At 71.7% G+C, this 19,306-nt stretch carries 16 protein-coding genes; 9 read left to right on the forward strand and 7 right to left on the reverse strand.

All coding sequences use genetic code 11. The features are described 5' to 3' along the window. Positions 1 to 96: 96 nt before the first annotated feature. From ACFW9Z_RS20970 to ACFW9Z_RS20980, 3 genes are all read right to left on the reverse strand, one after another. Positions 97 to 1,299: an MFS transporter gene (locus ACFW9Z_RS20970; RefSeq protein ID WP_384643072.1), complete on the reverse strand. Its 1,203-nt coding sequence runs from the start codon at positions 1,297 to 1,299 to the stop codon at positions 97 to 99. Positions 1,300 to 1,435: 136 nt separating this feature from the next. Then, positions 1,436 to 1,993, reverse strand: coding sequence for a methylated-DNA--[protein]-cysteine S-methyltransferase (locus ACFW9Z_RS20975; RefSeq protein WP_384642909.1), 558 nt, complete (start codon positions 1,991 to 1,993; stop codon positions 1,436 to 1,438). A 142-nt stretch (positions 1,994 to 2,135) separates the two neighbouring features. Beyond that, positions 2,136 to 3,026, reverse strand: coding sequence for a glycerophosphodiester phosphodiesterase family protein (locus ACFW9Z_RS20980; RefSeq protein WP_384642912.1), 891 nt, complete (start codon positions 3,024 to 3,026; stop codon positions 2,136 to 2,138). 247 nt (positions 3,027 to 3,273) lie between these two features. Between ACFW9Z_RS20980 and ACFW9Z_RS20985 the strand changes: the two genes are divergently transcribed. The 5 genes from ACFW9Z_RS20985 (at position 3,274) to ACFW9Z_RS21005 (ending at position 10,229) form a co-directional block, all read left to right on the forward strand. Next, a complete protein-coding gene (locus ACFW9Z_RS20985; protein WP_384642915.1) occupies positions 3,274 to 3,921 on the forward strand; it encodes an MHYT domain-containing protein in 648 nt (215 codons plus the stop codon). Positions 3,922 to 4,007: 86 nt separating this feature from the next. Further along, a complete protein-coding gene (gene uvrB / locus ACFW9Z_RS20990) occupies positions 4,008 to 6,137 on the forward strand; it encodes an excinuclease ABC subunit UvrB (RefSeq protein ID WP_384642918.1) in 2,130 nt (709 codons plus the stop codon). A 154-nt stretch (positions 6,138 to 6,291) separates the two neighbouring features. Further along, positions 6,292 to 6,870: a TerD family protein gene (locus tag ACFW9Z_RS20995; protein WP_128847639.1), complete on the forward strand. Its 579-nt coding sequence runs from the start codon at positions 6,292 to 6,294 to the stop codon at positions 6,868 to 6,870. A gap of 112 nt (positions 6,871 to 6,982) precedes the next feature. Then, positions 6,983 to 8,968 carry a TerD family protein gene (locus ACFW9Z_RS21000; protein ID WP_384642921.1) on the forward strand — a complete coding sequence of 662 codons (1,986 nt, stop codon included), beginning with the start codon at positions 6,983 to 6,985 and terminating at the stop codon, positions 8,966 to 8,968. Between the two features lie 241 nt (positions 8,969 to 9,209). Beyond that, positions 9,210 to 10,229: a TerC family protein gene (locus tag ACFW9Z_RS21005; RefSeq protein WP_384642924.1), complete on the forward strand. Its 1,020-nt coding sequence runs from the start codon at positions 9,210 to 9,212 to the stop codon at positions 10,227 to 10,229. Positions 10,230 to 10,363: 134 nt separating this feature from the next. Here the strand turns inward: ACFW9Z_RS21005 and ACFW9Z_RS21010 are convergent, their stop codons facing one another. From ACFW9Z_RS21010 to ACFW9Z_RS21020, 3 genes are all read right to left on the reverse strand, one after another. Then, positions 10,364 to 11,161 carry an alpha/beta fold hydrolase gene (locus tag ACFW9Z_RS21010; RefSeq protein ID WP_384642927.1) on the reverse strand — a complete coding sequence of 266 codons (798 nt, stop codon included), beginning with the start codon at positions 11,159 to 11,161 and terminating at the stop codon, positions 10,364 to 10,366. A gap of 92 nt (positions 11,162 to 11,253) precedes the next feature. Then, positions 11,254 to 11,910 carry an MBL fold metallo-hydrolase gene (locus ACFW9Z_RS21015; RefSeq protein ID WP_384642930.1) on the reverse strand — a complete coding sequence of 219 codons (657 nt, stop codon included), beginning with the start codon at positions 11,908 to 11,910 and terminating at the stop codon, positions 11,254 to 11,256. A gap of 65 nt (positions 11,911 to 11,975) precedes the next feature. Then, positions 11,976 to 12,665, reverse strand: coding sequence for a maleylpyruvate isomerase family mycothiol-dependent enzyme (locus ACFW9Z_RS21020; RefSeq protein ID WP_384642933.1), 690 nt, complete (start codon positions 12,663 to 12,665; stop codon positions 11,976 to 11,978). A gap of 177 nt (positions 12,666 to 12,842) precedes the next feature. On the opposite strand from ACFW9Z_RS21020, the gene uvrA reads away from it, so the two are divergent. Together uvrA and ACFW9Z_RS21030 are read left to right on the forward strand one after the other, a co-directional pair. Further along, positions 12,843 to 15,920 (forward strand): excinuclease ABC subunit UvrA, encoded by a 3,078-nt coding sequence (uvrA, locus tag ACFW9Z_RS21025; protein ID WP_384642936.1) that lies wholly within the window; start codon positions 12,843 to 12,845, stop codon positions 15,918 to 15,920. Positions 15,921 to 16,142: 222 nt separating this feature from the next. Further along, on the forward strand, positions 16,143 to 16,571 hold the full coding sequence (locus tag ACFW9Z_RS21030; protein WP_384642939.1) for a Rieske (2Fe-2S) protein: 429 nt from the start codon (positions 16,143 to 16,145) through the stop codon (positions 16,569 to 16,571). A 42-nt stretch (positions 16,572 to 16,613) separates the two neighbouring features. Here the strand turns inward: ACFW9Z_RS21030 and ACFW9Z_RS21035 are convergent, their stop codons facing one another. Beyond that, on the reverse strand, positions 16,614 to 17,543 hold the full coding sequence (locus tag ACFW9Z_RS21035) for a hypothetical protein (protein WP_384642942.1): 930 nt from the start codon (positions 17,541 to 17,543) through the stop codon (positions 16,614 to 16,616). A gap of 228 nt (positions 17,544 to 17,771) precedes the next feature. Between ACFW9Z_RS21035 and ACFW9Z_RS21040 the strand changes: the two genes are divergently transcribed. Together ACFW9Z_RS21040 and ACFW9Z_RS21045 are read left to right on the forward strand one after the other, a co-directional pair. Continuing rightward, the gene (locus ACFW9Z_RS21040) at positions 17,772 to 18,386 is read left to right on the forward strand and encodes a papain-like cysteine protease family protein (RefSeq protein ID WP_384642945.1); all 615 of its coding nucleotides are present in this window, start codon (positions 17,772 to 17,774) and stop codon (positions 18,384 to 18,386) included. 4 nt (positions 18,387 to 18,390) lie between these two features. After that, positions 18,391 to 19,302 (forward strand): hypothetical protein, encoded by a 912-nt coding sequence (locus tag ACFW9Z_RS21045; RefSeq protein WP_384642948.1) that lies wholly within the window; start codon positions 18,391 to 18,393, stop codon positions 19,300 to 19,302. Positions 19,303 to 19,306: the final 4 nt, after the last annotated feature.

The following is a 19,306-nucleotide window of genomic DNA, read 5'->3' on the forward strand; positions in this document are numbered from 1 at the left end:
GGTTTCGTGGCCCTGAGACTCCGGGGTTTCGTGGCCCTGAGGCCTGAGGCCTGAGGCCTGAGGCCCTGTGGCTTCGGTGCTGCCGGGCCCCACGTCTCATCGACCCCCGGCGCCCGACGGCTTCAGGCTTCGGCGCAGCGCGAGCGCGGCCACCGGCAGCAGCAGTGCGGCACCGATCGCGTTCAGGGGGCCGTACCCCCACTGGGCGACGATCACCCCGGCCGTCGCTCCGCCGATGGCCGCCGTCGCGTTCATGGTCAGGTCGGACAGGCCCTGTACGGCGGCCCGGGCGGCCTGCGGTACGGAGTCGGTGAGCAGCGCCGAACCGGCGATCATCCCCGCCGACCAGCCGAGGCCCAGCACGACCAGGCCTGCGGCGGTCTGGCCGTGCCGGGGCCCCGCGGTGCCCGCGAGCAGCGCCGCAGTGCTCAGCAGGCCGACCGTCAGGCCGATCACGGAGAGCCTGCCGAACCGGTCGGCCAGCCACCCCATCACCGGCGAGAACGCGTACATCCCCGCGATGTGCCCGCTGATCACCAGCCCGATCAGCTGGAGGTCCGCACCGTGCCGGCCCAGATGGACCGGGGTCATCACCATGATCGACACCATCGCGGTGTGCGACACGGCGACGGTCACCATGGCCAGCTTGGCCATCGGCGACTCCCGGACGGCCGCGACCCCGGCCTGCAGGGACCTCTTCCGCTCGCCCTGGGTGCTCTGCGGGGCCAGGGCCCGCGCGGTGAGCAGCGGGTCCGGGCGCAGGAGCACCGCCACGATCACCCCCGCGAGCAGGAAGGCGGCGGCGGACCAGAGGTAGGGGCCCGCCGTCTCGGGCACCGGCGTCCCCCGGAAGATCCGGCCCGCCGGGGCCGCGATGTTGGGGCCCAGCACCGAGCCGATCGTGGTGGCCCAGATGACGGTGGAGATCGCCCGGCCCCGCCGCTCCGGCCCGACCAGGTCGGCGGCGGCGAACCGGGCCTGGAGATTGGCGGAGGACCCGGCACCGAACGCGGCCATCCCGATCAGCAGCAACGGGAAGCTGCGCACCACCGTGCCGAGGACCACCAGAGCCCCGCCGATGGCACCGACCAGATAGGCGAGCACCAGGCCGGGGCGCCGGCCGCGCGAGGCCATCAGGGCGGCCAGCGGCAGCGACAGCAGCGCCGTACCGACGACGGACGCGGTCGGGGCCAGACCGGACAGCGCCTCGGAGCCGGTCACCTCGGTGGCCAGCATCGGAGCCAGAGCGATCCCGATGGCCACACCGAGGCCGCCGAGGATCTGGCTGACCACGAGCACGGCCGATATCCGGCGCTGGAGGGCGGGCAGCCCGGCGGCCGTGACCGGCGGGACGGCGGAGCGGGGGAGGGGTGGCGTCACCGGCGCAGTGTGCCATCAGCCGCACCCCGGAAGGCACCCGTACGGATGCACCGGTTCAGAACAGCGGCTGCGGAAGCACCCCTTCCAGCGCCAGCAACTGCCGCTTCGTCTCCAGCCCGCCCCCGAACCCCCCGAGGCCCCCGTCGCTCTCCACCACCCGGTGGCAGGGCACCACCACCGGCAGCGGGTTGGACCCCATGGCCGCCCCCACCGCCTGTGCGCCCTCCGGCCGGCCGACCCGCGCGGCCAGCTCCCCGTACCCGACGACCGTCCCGTAGGGCACCGTGGACTCCAGCTCGCGGAGCACCTCGCGGTGGAAGCCGGACGTCAGCGACCAGTCCAGATCGAGGCCGAAGTCCTGCCGCTCGCCCGCGAAGTACGCCGCGAGCCGGCGTATCGGCTCGGCCAGCCGCGCGGAGCCGGGCGCCTCCACCGGCTCCGCGCCGAGCCGGGCCCGCAACTGGGCGAGCGCCGCGTCCCGTACGCCGGGGCGGGCGTGGAAGACCACGCTCACCAGGCCCGTGGCGGTCGCGGCGAGCAGCAGCGGCCCGATGGCGCTCTCCACGACGGACCACTCGACGGCCGGCTCTCCACCGAGCCCGTAGCTGTTCATGCCGTCCACGGTACGGCCGCCCACTGACAACGCCGGTCCCGTCGGCGGAAACCCGACAGGACCGGCCCGCCGCCCGGCTCCTGCCCGCCCCTCCCCGTCCCGCCCCTCCCCGTCCCGCCCCTCCCCGTCCCGCCCCACCGCGTCAGCGCGTGGCGTCGCGCACCACGTCGGGATAGTTGGTGATGATGCCGTCGACGCCGTACGCGTGGGCCTTCTTCGCGTTCGCCGCGCTGTTGACCGTCCAGGTGTTCACCCGCAGCCGCTTGCCGTGCGGGCCCTTGAGCCGCTGCACGGCCGCCACGTAGTCGGCGCCGATCGTCGCGAACGAGGGGTTGATCTGGTCGGTGAACGCCGCGTACGCGGGGAGGTCGGCCACCGCCGGGGTGCCCAGGAAGCCCGTGGTGACGTCGGGGCGCAGGGCGTGCACCTCCTTGACGCTCGCGGCGCCGAAGCTCTGGATGACCAGCCGGTCCCGTACGTGCGAGCGGTCCAGCCACCCCTCCTTGCGCAGCACGTTCAGGATGTCCCGCTCGATGCCCGGATAGCTCGCCGGGCTCTTGATCTCCAGGAGCAGGTTCTGCCGGTTGCGCTCCAGGCGCTTCACGAACTGCGTGAGCGTCGGCACCCGGACCCCCGCGAACTGGGCCCCGAACCAGCTGCCCGCGTCCAGCTTCGCGATCTCCGCGGCGGTGAAGTCCTTGACCGCCCACGGGGCACGGCCGGGGAAGACCTTCTCGACGTCCGTCGTGCGCGCCAGACCGGTGTCGTGCAGCACGACCAGCACGCCGTCCTTGGTGCGGTGGACATCGTTCTCCACCCAGTCGATGCCGAGCGCCCTCGCGGCGTCCGCGGCGGCGAGCGTGTTCTCCGGTGCGTAACCCGACGCGCCCCGGTGGGCCACGACGAGGGGGCTCGCCTGCCGGTCCGGGGTGCGGGCGTCCGCGGTCTGCGGCTGGGCGGTGGGCAGCAGCAGGGCGCCGGCGCCGAGTACGGCCGCGGCGGCGGTGGAGGCGGTTGCGGTGCGTACGAACACGTGGACTCCTCGTATCGGAGTGTGCGGTCACCACGAGACTGGCAGCGGCCCACCAACACGGGGCGGGAGGGCGGTGGCCACGGAATGAACGGAATCTGCGCCACCGGAGTGGCCCGAGGAGCACGCCACGGGACCGTGCCACGGTCTCGTGCCGATAAAATGTGCTTCCTATATCTCTATCTGCCTGCCGGGACTCGCCCCTTGCGGACCCCCCTCGGACCCGGGCTTTCGCGAAGGGCGTGCCAGCGTGCAGGGAACGGTCGACAGATTCACCCACGGCCCCGCGATCCCGGGCCTGGCGTTCCTCGCGGCCTGTCTGGGGGCCGCCATCGGACTCCACTGCGCCGTCAGGTCCCTGCGCACGGCACGCTCCTTCAAGACCGGCCGGCTGGCACTCGGTGCGCTGTCCATCGGCTCCGGCATCTGGACCATGCATTACGTGGCGATGACGGGCTTCACCGTCGCGGAGGCACCGCTCTCCCACGACAAGCCCTTCATCCTCGGCGGCCTCGCCGTGGCCGTCGTGATGGTCGGCATCGGCCTCTTCATTGTCGGGTACCGGGGCGTGACCCGCATGGCGCTGATCACGGGCGGCACCCTCACCGGCCTCGGTATCGCCTCCACGCACTACCTCGGCATGGCGGGCGTCCGCTTCCGGGGGCACTTCACGTACGAGACCCCCCTCGTCGTCCTCTCGGTCCTGATCGCCGCGACCGCCGCCACCGCCGCGCTCCGGGCGGCCCTCTCCACCCGCGCCCTCCTCTCCGGCCTGGGCGCGGGCGTCATGATGGCCGTCGCGGTGACCGGGATGCACTACACCGGCATGGCCGCGCTCGATGTGCACCTGCACCCCGCCGCACCCGGCGTCACCACCGCAGGCCTCCCGCCCGAGTGACCTCGCCGCGCCTTCGCGAGGGCGCGGGGCCGTCCGGGTGGCGCCGATCCGAGGCCGTTGTCAGTGGGGGGCCGTACGGTGGTTCCATGCGGCCCGTTTCCCAGATCGAACGTACGGTGGCGCCCTTCGAGGTCGTCAGTCCCTACCAGCCCAGCGGCGACCAGCCGGCGGCCATCGCCGAGCTGGAGCGGCGCATCCGCGCAGGTGAGAAGGATGTCGTCCTGCTCGGTGCGACCGGCACCGGCAAGTCGGCGACCACGGCCTGGATGATCGAGAAGCTGCAGCGCCCCACGCTGGTGATGGCGCCGAACAAGACCCTCGCCGCCCAGCTGGCCAACGAGTTCCGCGAGCTCCTGCCGAACAACGCGGTGGAGTATTTCGTCTCCTACTACGACTACTACCAGCCCGAGGCGTACGTCCCCCAGTCGGACACCTACATCGAGAAGGACTCCTCCATCAACGAGGAGGTCGAGCGGCTGCGCCACTCGGCGACGAACTCGCTGCTCACCCGGCGTGACGTCGTCGTGGTCGCCTCCGTCTCCTGCATCTACGGCCTCGGTACGCCCCAGGAGTACGTGGACCGCATGGTCCAGCTCAAGGTCGGCGAGGAGACCGACCGCGACCAGTTGCTGCGCCGGTTCGTGGAGATGCAGTACACGCGCAACGACCTCGCGTTCACCCGGGGCACCTTCCGGGTCCGCGGCGACACCATCGAGATCTTCCCGGTCTACGAGGAGCTCGCCGTCCGCATCGAGATGTTCGGCGACGAGATCGAGGCGCTCTCCACCCTCCACCCGCTGACCGGCGAGGTCATCAGCGAGGACCGGTCCCTGCACGTCTTCCCCGCCAGCCACTACGTGGCCGGACCCGAGCGGCTGCAGAAGGCCGTCCGGGGCATCGAGGAGGAGCTCCAGGAGCGGCTGGCCGAGCTGGAGAAGCAGGGCAAGATGCTGGAGGCCCAGCGGCTGCGCATGCGCACCACGTACGACATCGAGATGCTCCACCAGATCGGCAGCTGCTCCGGTGTCGAGAACTACTCGATGCACTTCGACGAGCGGTCCCCGGGCACCGCTCCCAACACCCTCCTCGACTACTTCCCCGAGGACTTCCTGCTCGTCCTGGACGAGTCGCACGTCACCGTGCCGCAGATCGGCGCGATGTACGAGGGCGACGCCTCCCGCAAGCGGACGCTCGTCGACCACGGCTTCCGGCTGCCGTCCGCGATGGACAACCGCCCGCTGAAGTGGGAGGAGTTCCTGAAGCGGATCGGCCAGACGGTCTACCTCTCCGCCACCCCGGGCAAGTACGAGCTCTCGCGCGGCGACGGCTTCGTCGAGCAGATCATCCGCCCCACCGGCCTGGTCGACCCCGAGATCGTCGTCAAGCCCACCGAGGGGCAGATCGACGATCTGGTCCACGAGATCCGCAAGCGCACCGAGCGCGACGAGCGGGTCCTGGTCACCACCCTCACCAAGAAGATGTCGGAGGACCTCACCGACTACTTCCTGGAGCTGGGCATCCAGGTCAGGTATCTGCACAGCGACGTCGACACCCTGCGCCGCATCGAGCTGCTGCGCGAGCTGCGCTCCGGCGAGTACGACGTCCTGGTCGGCATCAACCTGCTGCGGGAGGGCCTGGACCTGCCCGAGGTGTCCCTCGTGGCCATTCTCGACGCCGACAAACAGGGCTTTCTGCGCTCCGGCACCTCCCTGATCCAGACCATCGGACGCGCCGCCCGTAACGTGTCCGGCCAGGTCCATATGTACGCGGACAAGGTCACCCCGGCGATGGCGCAGGCCATCGACGAGACGAACCGCCGCCGTGAGAAGCAGATCGCGTACAACACCGAGCGCGGCATCGACCCGCAGCCGCTGCGCAAGAAGATCAACGACATCGTCGCGACCATCCACCGCGAGGAGGTCGACACCGAGCAGCTCCTCGGCACCGGCTACCGGCAGGGCAAGGAGGCCAAGGCCCCCGTGCCGACGCTCGGGGTCAAGGCGGCCAAGGGCGGGGCGAAGGGCCGGGGGGCGTCGCCCGGCGCGGTGGTCGGCAACCGTCCCGCGACCGAACTGGCCGGGATCATCGAGGAGATGACGGACCGGATGCGGGCCGCCGCCGCCGACCTGCAGTTCGAGGTGGCCGCCCGGCTCCGCGACGAGGTGGGCGAGCTGAAGAAGGAGCTGCGCCAGATGAAGGAGGCGGGCCTCGCCTGATTCCGGCGGGGGCCGCGCCGGGTTCCACCACCCCGGTGTGTTGCAAGACCGACACAAAAACGGACCGAACCTGCTGCCGTCCCGGGGGGAATGCGTAGGGTGCGGGGAAACCGCACACGGACGGTTGCGGGGCAATGCCGAGAGGGGACAGCGCGTGACGGTCAATATGACCAAGGGTCAGGCCATCAACCTGCAGAAGAGCGACGGGGGGACCCTGACCGCGGTACGGATGGGGCTCGGTTGGCAGGCGGCTCCGCGCCGCGGTCTGTTCGGCTCGCGCACCCGGGAGATCGACCTGGACGCCTCGGCGGTGCTCTTCGCCGACAAGCAGCCGGTCGACGTCGTCTTCTTCCGCCACCTCGTCAGTGACGACGGCTCGGTCAAGCACACCGGGGACAACCTGGTCGGCGGTGCCGGTTCCGGCGGCGACGACGAGGCGATCCTCGTCGACCTCCAGCGCGTCCCGGTCCACATCGACCAGATCGTCTTCACGGTGAACTCCTTCACCGGGCAGACGTTCCAGGAGGTCCAGAACGCCTTCTGTCGCATCGTCGACGAGACCAACGGCCAGGAGCTCGCCCGGTACACGCTGGACGGCGGCGGCCAGTACACCGCCCAGATCATGGCGAAGGTCCACCGTGCGGGCAGCGGATGGCAGATGACGGCCCTCGGGAACCCGGCCAACGGCCGCACGTTCCAGGACCTGATGCCGTCCATCCTGCCCCACCTGTAGGCGGACCGGATCAGGCCGGCACCGGCACGTGCGGCTCCCGGGGGCACCCGCCTCCGGGAGCCGCACCGCGCGGGGCCCAAAGCAGCACACATCGTCGAGGGGGACAGCGCACATGACGGCCGAACTGGTCCGGGGGCAGAACCACACCTTGCCCCAGACCCGTCTGGAGATCCGCGTATCGGCGGGTTCACCCGTCGTGGCCGGGGCTACCCTCGGCGACGAGCGCGGCACGGTGCGCGGCGTCGAGTGGATCGCCCACCCCGGCTCGCACCAGCTCCCCGGGCTGGAGGTCTCCCGGCAGGCCGCGGCCGACCACCGCCTCGCCGTCGACCTGGAAGCCCTCCCCGAGGAGGTGCACCGGGTCACCGTGCTCCTCGCCCTCCCGGTGGGCGTCGGCGGACCGGCCAGGTTCGGCGCCACCGCCGCGCCCTTCGTCGCCGTCACCGGGCTCGACGGCACCGAGATCGCCACCTTCACGCTCACCGGCCTGGACGCCGAGTCGGCGGTCAGCGCCCTGGAGCTCTACCGCCGCCAGGGCGCCTGGAAGGTCCGGGCCGTCGGACAGGGGTACGCGGCCGGGCTGGCCGAGATGCTCGCCGACCAGGGCCTGGCCGGGGCGGCCGAGCTGGCCGCCGCCATCCAGGAGGCCGTCGCCCGCTCCCTGGCCCGCTCGGTGGCCCCGCCGCCGCCCCGCACCCCCGAAGGCGACCGCGTACGCCACACCTCCGGCCGCCCGGACCACCCCGGTCCGAGCGCCGCCTCCGGCACCACTCCCGGCGCAGGCACCACTTCAGGCACCACTCCCACCCCGGGCACCACCCCCGGCACTGGCCCGAACCCCGCCACGGCCTCCACCTCCACCTCCACCCCCGGCGGCCCCATCAACTACGCGCACCCCCGTCGCCAGCACGCCGCCCCGCCCTCACCCCCGCCCACCCCGCCTCCCGCCCAGCCCGGGCAGCCCGCGCAGCCGGTGGCCGGGGACGCGACCGGCTGGTCGATGGATGAGCGGCTCTACAACCAGATCTGGGGCATGTTCGAGGACCTGGCACGCGCCGCCGCGGCCTACCGCAGCGCCGTGGACTTCGCCGAGTCCCGGATGGGCCAGGAGCTCGACCGCTCCCTCTCCGACCCGCGCAACCGGATCGGCGGCGCGGGCGACCGCGCCCGCGAGGAGGCCCGAGCCAAACGCGACGAGCTGACCGCCCGGGCCCGGGAGGCGCTGGACCGCGACCTCGCCCAGCTGGCCGCCGAGGCGGCCGTCGTCGAGCCCGCGCTCCCCGCCGCGTACGCGGGCTGGGACAACCCCGTCTGGCACGCCCACCGCATCCCGATGGAGCTGCCGATGGCCCTGCGCATCGGTGACCTCCATCTGCCCGAGCGCACCGACCTGCGCATCCCGCTGCTGGTCCGGCTGCCGCTGGAGCGGGGGATGTGGGTGGACAGCGGGCGTACGGCCTCCGAGGCCGCCGCCCTCATGGACAGCGACCGGCTGCGCCGCCTCGCGATGGAGACCGCCGTCCTGCACGCGGCCCGGCTGCTCGCCGTGTATCCGCCCGGCGAGTTCTCGGTACATGTCATCGATCCGGCGGGCGCGGCGGCGGGCCCGCTCGCGCCGCTGGTCGACGCGGGCGTCCTCGCCGGACCGCCCGCCGCCGGGCCCGGGGGAGTGGCCTCGGTCCTCGCTCATCTCACCCGCCGGGTGGACCTGGTGCAGATGGCGGTACGGGCCGGTGCGGCCGACTCGCTCCCGCCCGACCTGGACACCGGCGAACAGCTCCTGATCGTCAACGACTTCCCGCACGGCTTCGACGACCGGGCCGTCACCCAGCTCCGCTACCTGGCCGACGAGGGCCCCTCGGTCGGCGTGCACCTGCTGATGGTCGCGGACCGCGAGGACGCGAGTGCGTACGGGCCGGTGCTCGACCCGCTGTGGCGTTCGCTGCTGCGGATCACCCCGGTCGCCGACAACCACCTCGCCGACCCCTGGGTCGGTCACGCCTGGACGTACGAGCCGCTCACGATCCCACCGGGCAGCCGCGTCCTGGAACAGATCCTCGCGGCGGTCACGGCCGCCCGCAGAGCCGCCGGCCGCTGACCGAAACTGCCCTCTGACCTGCAGATTTTACTATCTCTTTACTATTATCTTTACCTATCCTTGGTGTTGCCTGTACTGTTCGGTCCACGGAGGGGAGTACTCCTTACGCGACGTTCCCGTCAGTACGGACCGTGACCGGTCCCGGGGCGTCGGCCCGGCACACATCCCGTGTGCCAGGGCGGAAGAGACCTCCGGCAGCGACGACGCTGATCAGTAGCCGTAGCGAACTGCCGGAGGCGCAGTGGACGTTTCATGGACCCTTTGGGCTGTGACCATCATTGGTCTGTCAGCCCTGATCGCCGTCGACTTCTTCATCGGGCGCAAGCCTCATGACGTGTCGACCAAGGAAGCCGGTATCTGGACGGTCGTCTGGATCGCGCTGGCCGTCCTCTTCGGCCTCGGCCTGCTGGTGTTCGGCAACAGCCAGGCGTCCGGAGAGTTCTTCGCGGGCTTCATCACCGAGAAGTCGCTGAGCGTCGACAACCTCTTCGTCTTCGTCCTCATCATGGCGAAGTTCTCGGTGCCCTCCCACCTCCAACAGCGGGTGCTGCTCATCGGTGTGCTGATCGCCCTGGTGCTCCGGGCGGTCTTCATCGCCGCCGGTGCCGCCGTGATCGCGAACTTCTCGTGGGTGTTCTACATCTTCGGCGCGTTCCTGATCTACACCGCCTGGAAGCTCATCCAGGAGGCGCGGGCCGGTGAGGAGGAAGAGGAGTTCGAGGAGAACCGTCTCCTCAAGAAGATCGAGCAGCGCTTCGGCGTCGCCGACCAGTACCACGGCACGAAGCTCTTCATCCAGCGCAACGGCAAGCGGATCCTGACCCCGCTGATGGTGGTCATGCTCGCCATCGGCACCACCGACGTGCTCTTCGCGCTGGACTCGATCCCGGCGATCTTCGGCCTGACCCAGGACCCGTACATCGTCTTCACCGCCAACGCGTTCGCGCTGATGGGCCTGCGCCAGCTGTACTTCCTCATCGGCGGTCTGCTGAAGAAGCTGGTCCACCTCAGCTACGGCCTGTCGGTGATCCTCGGCTTCATCGGCGTCAAGCTCGTGCTGCACGCCCTGCACGAGTCCGGGGTGCACGTCCCGGAGATCTCCATCCCGTTCTCCCTCACCGTCATCTGCGGCGTCCTGGTGGTCACCACGATCACCAGCCTGATCGCCAACAAGAAGCAGGAGGCGGCGGAGGCCGAGGCGGCCGCGAAGGCCAAGAGCGTCGACGCGGCCGACGAGCAGCCGGAGAGCGTCAGCAGCTGACCCGGGGCCGCCCCGGGCGGTACAGGGACTCCACCACCGGCAGCGGCCGGGACGGAACGGCGGGAGCCGTCCGTCCCGGCCGCTGTACGTATACCCCCGTCAAAGGTCCGTCCACCCCTGTCGAAGGTCCGTCGTCACAGCTCCGCGAGGAACGCGCGGACAGCGGCGGCGAAGCCCTCGGGATCGGTCTCGTGGACCGTATGGCCTGTGGGCAGGCGCACCAGGCGGGTGTGCGGGCGGCGCTCCGCCATGGCCTCGGCGTGCCCGGCGGAGAGGGTTCCGCTGCGGGCCCCGTGGACGAGGAGGGCCGGACAGTCCGTGGCCAGCCAGTCGTCCCAGTGGTCGCCCTGGAGCAGGCGCTGCGAGGCGACCATGTCCTCCGGGCGGAAGGCCAGCCCCCAGCCGTCGTCGTACGCGCGTATCGCCTCGGCCAGATAGGGGGCGGAGGCGCCCAGCCCCTCGATCAGGGCCGCGCGGTCCGGTGCCCGGTGGGGCCAGGAGAGGCAGAAGGACAGGTCGTCATCGACGACGGCCCCGATGTCCTCGACGACCAGGGCGAGGACCCGGTCCGGGTGGAGTGCGGCGAGCTGATAGGCGTTGACACCGCCCAGCGAATGGCCGAGGACGACGACCCGGCCGAGGCCGAGATGGTCGAGGACCGCGACCGCGTCCGCGAGGTAGCCCCGGCGGTGGTAGTCCGCCGGGCGGTCCGACTCCCCGTGGCCGCGCTGGTCGGGGGCGACGACCCGCCAGTCGGAGGCCAGCGCTTGGGCTAGCCGGGCGAAGGTCCGCCCTTCCGAGAAGTGGCCGTGCAGGGCCAGCAGGGGCCGGCCGGGCCCCCCGAAGTCGAGGTAGGACAGGCGGCGCCCGTCGAGGTCCAGATCGACCCGGGTCGCTTCCGGGGCGGCGGCGGAGGCGCTGGTGAAGGTCATGCCGGGACCCTAGTACCCGGGTCTGACACAGCCCCCGGGCCGCAGCCTCCGGGCCGTACCCCCCCCGGGCCGCCGTGTGCCCGGTCCGCTGCCTACCAGCCCCGCGCGCGCCACTCCGGCAGATGCGGCCGCTCGGCGCCCAGGGTCGTGTCGTTGCCGTGGCCCGGGTAGACCCAGGTCTCGTCGGGCAGCCGGTCGAACAGCTTCGTCTCGACGTCGTGCAGGAGGCTCGCGAACGCCTCCGGGTCCTGACGCGTGTTGCCGATCCCGCCGGGGAAGAGGCAGTCCCCGGTGAACAGGTGCGGGGCCCCGTGCGGGTCGTCGTAGACCAGGGCGATCGAGCCGGGCGTGTGGCCGGTCAGGTGGCGGGCGGTCAGCTCGACCCGGCCCACGGTGATCGTGTCGCCGTCCTCCACGAGGACGTCCGTGGCGACCGGGATGCCCTCGGCGTCGTACCGGCCCGCGTACGTCCGGGCGCCGGTGGCCGCCACCACCTCGGCCAGGGCCTGCCAGTGGTCGCCGTGGCGGTGGGTGGTGACGACGGACGCGATGGAGTCGTCACCGATCAGCGTCAGCAGGGTGGCGGGCTCGGCCGCCGCGTCGATCAGGAGCTGCTCGCCGGTGGCCCGGCAGCGCAGCAGATAGGCGTTGTTGTCCATGGCACCCACGGCGACCTTGGAGATCATCAGATCCGCCAGTTCGTGCACGCTCGCCGGTCCGCCGACCTTCACCGCTCCGCTGTACGTCATACGGCTCACCCTAATCCGTTCCCGCCGGGGCCGGAGGGGTGTCCCGAACCCCGGCAGGGACCCTTCTACAGCGGGGGCAGCGCGGGCAGCGCGCCTCCGGTCACGGCCAGCGCGGAGCCGTCGCGGCGGCCCGCCAGCCAGCCGAGCAGGTCGGCGGCCGTTCCCCGTACCGACACGGCGGGACCGTCCGCCCCGCCGCCCGTGGTCCAGGTGCGGCCCGCCTCATCGGTCAGGGTGGTGGCGGGGACGGCCGGGTGGCCGGTGAAGCGGTCGGTGAGGAAGACGATCTCCCGCTCGGTGAAGTCGGCCGGCAGGTCCTCCAGCTCGTAGCCGACGTCCAGGTCGACGTGGTGGATCTCCAGCTCGATCAGGCGGCGGAAGGGGACCCGGGAGGCGGAGTCCGTCACGCCGTTGCGGAGGGCGACCGTACGGGACCAGTCCGCCGGTTCCGCCGCCACCGCCTGGAGGCCGTCCGCGCTCTCCCGGAAGTCGGCCAGCTGCTCGGCCAGGGGGCGCGCGGCGCCCGCCTCGATGTCGGCGTCCCGGGTTTCGCTGCTCGCGTACATCGGCAGCCCCCGGAGAACGTTTCCGATCGCGTCGGCGTTACGTGACAGGTGGGCCAGAACATGGCCCCGGCTCCATCCGGGCAGCCGTGACGGCTCGGCGAGTGCGGCGTTGTCCCACTTGCCCACTTCGCTGAGCAGCCGATCGGTCGCTTCGCGTACAGCTTCCAGGTCGTGCGCATGATCAATCATGCGGCCGAGCCTAGCTCCGCCACTCATTCGGGTGAAGGTGTCCGAGCACGGCCGTAAATCGAATGTGCGTGCTATACGCTCGGAGGAGACCAAGCTTCCCACATCGCTGTGGCGCCCCCCATAACCTGGAACGGGGGCTCAGTTCCCCCGTTTCTCTCCAGAAAGGTGCGGACCGGCGTGGCCGACCGTCTCATCGTCCGTGGCGCGCGCGAGCACAACCTGAAAAACGTCTCGCTCGATCTCCCCCGTGACTCCCTCATCGTCTTCACCGGGCTCTCCGGGTCGGGCAAGTCGTCCCTCGCGTTCGACACGATCTTCGCCGAGGGCCAGCGGCGCTATGTGGAGTCCCTCTCCTCGTACGCCCGGCAGTTCCTCGGCCAGATGGACAAGCCGGACGTCGACTTCATCGAGGGTCTCTCCCCCGCCGTCTCCATTGACCAGAAGTCGACCTCGCGCAACCCGCGCTCGACGGTCGGCACCATCACGGAGGTCTACGACTACCTCCGGCTGCTCTTCGCCCGGATCGGCAAGCCGCACTGTCCCGAGTGCGGGCGGCCCATCGCCCGCCAGTCGCCGCAGGCCATCGTGGACAAGGTCCTCGGCCTGCCCGAGGGCAGCCGTTTCCAGGTGCTCTCGCCGCTGGTGCGCGAGCGCAAGGGCGAGTTCGTCGACCTCTTCGCCGACCTCCAGACCAAGGGGTACAGCCGGGCCAGGGTCGACGGCACCACCATCCAGCTCTCCGAGCCGCCCACGCTCAAGAAGCAGGAGAAGCACACCATCGAGGTGGTCATCGACCGCCTCACCGTCAAGGACAGCGCCAAGCGCCGGCTCACCGACTCGGTCGAGACCGCCCTCGGCCTCTCCGGCGGCATGGTCGTGCTCGACTTCGTCGACCTCCCCGAGGACGACCCCGAGCGCGAGCGGATGTATTCCGAGCACCTCTACTGCGCCTACGACGACCTCTCCTTCGAGGAGCTGGAGCCGCGCTCCTTCTCCTTCAACTCGCCCTTCGGTGCCTGCCCCGACTGCACGGGCATCGGTACGCGCATGGAGGTCGACCCGGAGCTGATCGTTCCGGACGAGGAGAAGTCGCTCGACGAGGGGGCCATCCACCCCTGGTCCCACGGCCACACCAAGGAGTACTTCGGCCGGCTGATCGGCGCCCTCGCCAAGGCCCTCGGCTTCCGTACGGACATCCCCTGGGCCGGACTGCCCCAGCGCGCCAAGAAGGCCCTGCTGTACGGCCACAAGATCCAGACCGAGGTCCGCTACCGCAACCGTTACGGGCGCGAGCGCGCCTACACCACGCCCGCCTTCGAGGGCGCGGTGCAGTTCGTCAAGCGGCGCCACACCGAGGCCGAGAGCGACTCCAGCCGGGAGCGGTTCGAGGGCTATATGCGCGAGGTGCCCTGCCCCACCTGTGAGGGCACCCGGCTCAAGCCGATCGTTCTCGCGGTGACGGTGATGGAGAAGTCCATCGCCGAGGTCTCCGCGATGTCGATCAGCGAGTGCGCCGAGTTCCTCGGCCGCCTCAAGCTGAACGCCCGCGACAAGAAGATCGCCGAGCGGGTCCTCAAGGAGGTCAACGAGCGGCTGAAGTTCCTGGTGGACGTCGGCCTGGACTACCTCTCGCTCAACCGCGCGGCGGGCACCCTCTCCGGCGGCGAGGCCCAGCGCATCCGGCTGGCCACCCAGATCGGCTCCGGCCTGGTCGGCGTGCTGTACGTCCTGGACGAGCCGTCCATCGGGCTGCACCAGCGCGACAACCACCGCCTGATCGAGACCCTGGTCCGCCTCCGCGACATGGGCAACACGCTCATCGTTGTCGAGCACGACGAGGACACCATCAAGGTCGCGGACTGGGTCGTCGACATCGGCCCCGGTGCCGGTGAGCACGGCGGCAAGGTCGTCCACTCCGGCTCGCTCAAGGAGCTGCTGGCCAACAAGGAGTCGATCACCGGCCAGTATCTGTCGGGCAAGCGGGCCATCCCGACGCCGGACGTCCGCCGCCCGGTCGACCCGGCCCGCAGCCTCACGGTGCACGGGGCCCGGGAGAACAACCTCCACGACATCGACGTCTCCTTCCCGCTCGGCGTGCTCACCGCCGTCACCGGCGTCTCCGGCTCCGGGAAGTCGACCCTGGTCAACGACATCCTCTACACCCACCTGGCCCGTGAGCTGAACGGCGCCAAGTCGGTCCCCGGCCGCCACACCCGCGTCGACGGCGACGACCTCGTCGACAAGGTGGTCCACGTCGACCAGTCGCCGATCGGCCGGACGCCCCGGTCCAACCCGGCGACGTACACCGGGGTCTTCGACCACGTCCGCAGGCTCTTCGCCGAGACGATGGAGGCGAAGGTGCGCGGCTATCTGCCGGGCCGCTTCTCCTTCAACGTCAAGGGCGGCCGCTGCGAGAACTGCTCCGGCGACGGCACGATCAAGATCGAGATGAACTTCCTTCCCGATGTGTACGTTCCGTGCGAGGTCTGCCACGGTGCGCGCTACAACCGGGAGACCCTGGAGGTCCACTACAAGGGCAAGTCCATCGCCGAGGTGCTGGACATGCCGATCGAGGAGGGCCTGGAGTTCTTCGAAGCCGTCCCGACGATCGCGCGCCACCTCCGTACGCTCAACGAGGTGGGCCTCGGCTACGTACGGCTCGGGCAGTCCGCGCCGACCCTCTCCGGCGGAGAGGCGCAGCGCGTCAAGCTGGCCAGCGAGCTCCAGAAGCGCTCCACCGGACGTACGGTCTACGTCCTGGACGAGCCGACCACCGGCCTCCACTTCGAGGACATCAGCAAGCTGATCACGGTCCTCTCCGGACTGGTCGACAAGGGCAACTCGGTGATCGTCATCGAGCACAACCTGGACGTCATCAAGACCGCCGACTGGGTCATCGACATGGGCCCCGAGGGCGGCAACGGCGGCGGCCTGGTCGTGGCGGAAGGCACGCCGGAGCAGGTCGCCTCGGTCCCCGCCAGCCACACCGGGAAGTTCCTCCAGGGGATCCTGGACGCGGACCGGATCAGCGAGGCCGCGGTGCCGTCGGGGCGGGGGACGGGGACGGCTCGTAAGACCGCCACCGCCGCCCGGAAGACCGCGGCGAAGAAGACGGCGGCGCCGAAGAAGGCCACGGCGGCGGCAGCCAAGAAGGCCACGGCCACCAAGGCCACGGCCAAGAAGGCGAGCACCACGAAGGCGACCGCCACCAAGGCCGCCGCCGCGAAGAAGGCGACCCGCGCCCGCAAGGCGTGAGTTCGGCCGCACAGAGCCGCCGACGGTCGTCCCTCCCAGCTCCGGAGGGGCGGCCGTCGGCGGTGACGGGCCCGCCCGCAGGCCGTCCGTTCCCCGCCGGTATCGTCGGTTCCGTCACCGGGGGGAACGAGTGGGGAAACGGGCGGCCACGGCCCTCGTCGCCTCCTCCCTGCCTGCCCGGCGACGCCCGAGCCACCCCGAACAACGATCCGTGGAGTCCGCATGCCCGGCCTGCCCGCCGCCCGCCGTACCGTGCTGAAGGGCGCCGCGCTCGCCGGTGCCGCCGGGCTGGGAGCGGCCGCCTGCTCGACCGAGTCCAAGCTCGGTCACGCCAAGTCGCCCGTCCCCACCGCCCCCGTCGACCTCGGCGAAGCCTCCGAGGTGCCCGTCGGCGGCGCCAAGCTCTACCGCGAGCAGCGCCTCGTCGTCAGCTGCCCGGCGAAGGGCGAGTACAAGGCGTTCAGCGCCCAGTGCACCCACGGCGGCTGCGTCCTGACCAAGATCGAGGGCACCGAGGGCCACTGCGCCTGCCACGGCAGCCGCTTCGACACGACCACCGGCAAGGTCGTCCAGGGCCCGGCCACCGTGCCGCTGCCCGCCGTCCCGGTCACGGCCGAGGGCGGAAAGCTCGTCGCGGGCCCGGGAGCCTGAGCCCGCCCACCCCCGGCCCACGCCACCCCGTCCCCGGGGCCGTCACTCCCAGTCCCAGTCGATGCCCACGAGCCCCGGCCGCACCCCCTCCTCCACCACGTGCACCGTCCGGTGGCGGCCGGTCAGCGTGAGGTCCCGGCGGGCCGCGCGCGCCGCGCCCGCCGAGGACTGCTCGAACCGGCGGCAGCGGACCGGCAGCGCGGCCTCGTCGAAGCCGACCTGGAGCACGTACTGCCCGCCGCCGAAGGTGAAGCCGCGCACATACTCGCCGCCGGCCCCGCCCGTACCGTCCTCGAAGCCGTAACCGAAGAGGTACGTCTCGCCCGACCGCAGCCGGGTGTCGAAGAGCAGCTCCGCCACCAGCACCCCCGCGTCCGCGTCCCAGCGGACCCGCCCGGTCCGGCAGTTCTCCCCGGCCCGTACGGAGATCCGCGACGGGTCGCACCCCGGATCACCGCGGTGGATGGCCAGATAGCGGTCCACCCCGTCCCGGTGCGCGCGGACGACCTGGAGCGAGGTGCGGCCCGCCAGCTCGCGCCGCGCCCCGATCCGTACCCGCTCCTGGTGGTCCACGGTGTGCAGCCCGCCGTCCACCGGTGACTCCATCGCCGCCAGCAGCCGTTCCACCGCCCCCGAGGACTCCAGCAGCGAGCGGTACGAGCGCGCCACCGGACGCTCCCCGTCCGCGGCACCGCGGTCGTCGCTCCGCAGCAGCCGCAGGAGCGAGTCGTCCGGCAGCGCCAGCACGTCCTCCAGCGCGCGGACGGCCCGCAGGGACTCGGGGCGGCGGGGCCGGCGTACGCCCTGCTGCCAGTAACTCAGGCTGGTCACCCCGAGCTTGACGCCCCGGTGCGCCAGATGGTGCTGCACCCGGTGGAGCGGCAGCCCGCGCACCGAGAGGGCGGTGCGCAGGGCCAGATGGAAGGGGCCGGTGTGCAGTACTTGCGTCAGTTCGGTCTCGGTCTGCCGCATGCGGGCCTCCGGTGAACGTTCACGTGGGGGAGGGGCGACACCGCCCCCGGGGGATGCGGGGGAGCAGGTGACCGGGCCGCGCCGTTCACACGGGCGCCGTGCCGTTCACACCGCGATGTCACTCCGTATTGAAGCGTGTTGACCTGTTCCGGACAACGATCGATCCTTTTCCTCAGCGTCCGGACGCGCTCCTCCGATCCCCGCCCCCCCCGCCTTGGGAGGAACGCCATGCGCAACCGAAGAATCAGGCCCCGAAGGTCCGGCAGGTTCTCGTTCACGGCCCTGCTGGCCGCTGCCCTCCTCGCCGTCCCCGCGGCCACCGCCACCGCCACGACAGCGGAGCCCGCGTCCCAGACCGTCGCCGCCGCCCAGCGGCTCAACATCACCATGCAGGCCCAGCAGAAGAGCAACTGGTGCTGGGCGGCCGGCGGCAACACCATCGCCGCCTGGTTCGGCCGCAACTACTCGCAGAACCAGTTCTGCAACGCCTCCTTCAACCGGAACCAGAACACCGAGTGCCCCAACTCGCAGGCCACCCTCGGCAACGTCCAGACCGGCCTCTCCTGGACCGGCGTCCGGCCCGGCAGTTACGTCACCGGCTGGCTGCGCTACCCGACCGTGCAGAGCGAGATATCGGCCCGGCGGCCCATCGAGACCCGTATCCAGTGGTCGTCCGGCGGCGGGCACATGCACGTCATCTACGGGTACGACGACGCCAACAGCTGGGTCTACTGGGGCGACCCGTGGCCCTCCAGCGACCGCTACAACTGGGCCTCCCACTCCTGGTACGTGAACAACAACCAGTTCTCCTGGACCCACTCGCTCTACCGGATCGGGGCGTGAGGACATGACCGCGACCACCCGGCGTCTCGCCGTCGCCACCGCTCTCGCCGCCACCGCCCTGCTCGCCACCGCGCCCGTCGCCTCCGCCGACGGAACCCCCGCCGACGGGACGCCCGCCCCGCCGAAGCTGACCGCAGCAACGCTCGAAGCCGCCCACGAGGCCGCCTCCGCACCTGCCACCCTGGACACCCTGTCCCGCTTCTTCGCCCGGGAGGGAGCGGTGGCCCGTACGGCGGCGGCACCGCGCATCGAGGCGAGGACCGTCCCCGTACGCACGCTCTCGGCCGCGTTCGTCGCCGGGAAGCAGGGGGCCGCGCCGAGCACCCTGGACTACCTCGCCGCCACCGCCGTCTCCTCCGACGGCCAGAAGGCCTCCCTGTGGACCGTCCCCGGGGCGGGAGGGAGCGGGGAGTGGCAGGTCGTGAACATCGCGACCGGCGACGACGAGGCCCGCTACACCGCACAGGGGGCCCGCGCGCTTCCCGGCGGCACGGTCTTCCGCGAACCGCAGATCGACGCCTGGTACGTCCACGACGCCTCCCGGGTGCTCCCGCTGGACGAGGACGCGCGCGTCGCCGTGGGCGCGAAGGGGACGACTCTGAACGCCTACCGGGCCCGGGTGAAGGAGGCGTACGGCGACAAGCTGCCCGGCTCCGGCTACGCGAGGTCCGGCCGGGCGGGAGGCTACGGCCCGGGGGCGGCGGCAGGCACAGCGGCCGAGGCACCCGCCCCGGCCCCGGAGAACGCCCCCGCCCTCGCGAACGCGGCGGGTACGGGAACGGGCACCCCCGGCACCGCCCTGGGAGCCGTCTCCGCGGTGGCCGGCGCCGGGGCCCTGCTCGCCCTCGCCCTCTGCGGCGCCGCCGCCGTACGCCACCGGAGCCGTACCCGGCACCGCCCCGCGCCGGACGCCTGAGCCG

This window comes from Streptomyces sp. NPDC059452, from assembly GCF_042750035.1.
Taxonomy (GTDB): Bacteria; Actinomycetota; Actinomycetes; order Streptomycetales; family Streptomycetaceae; genus Streptomyces.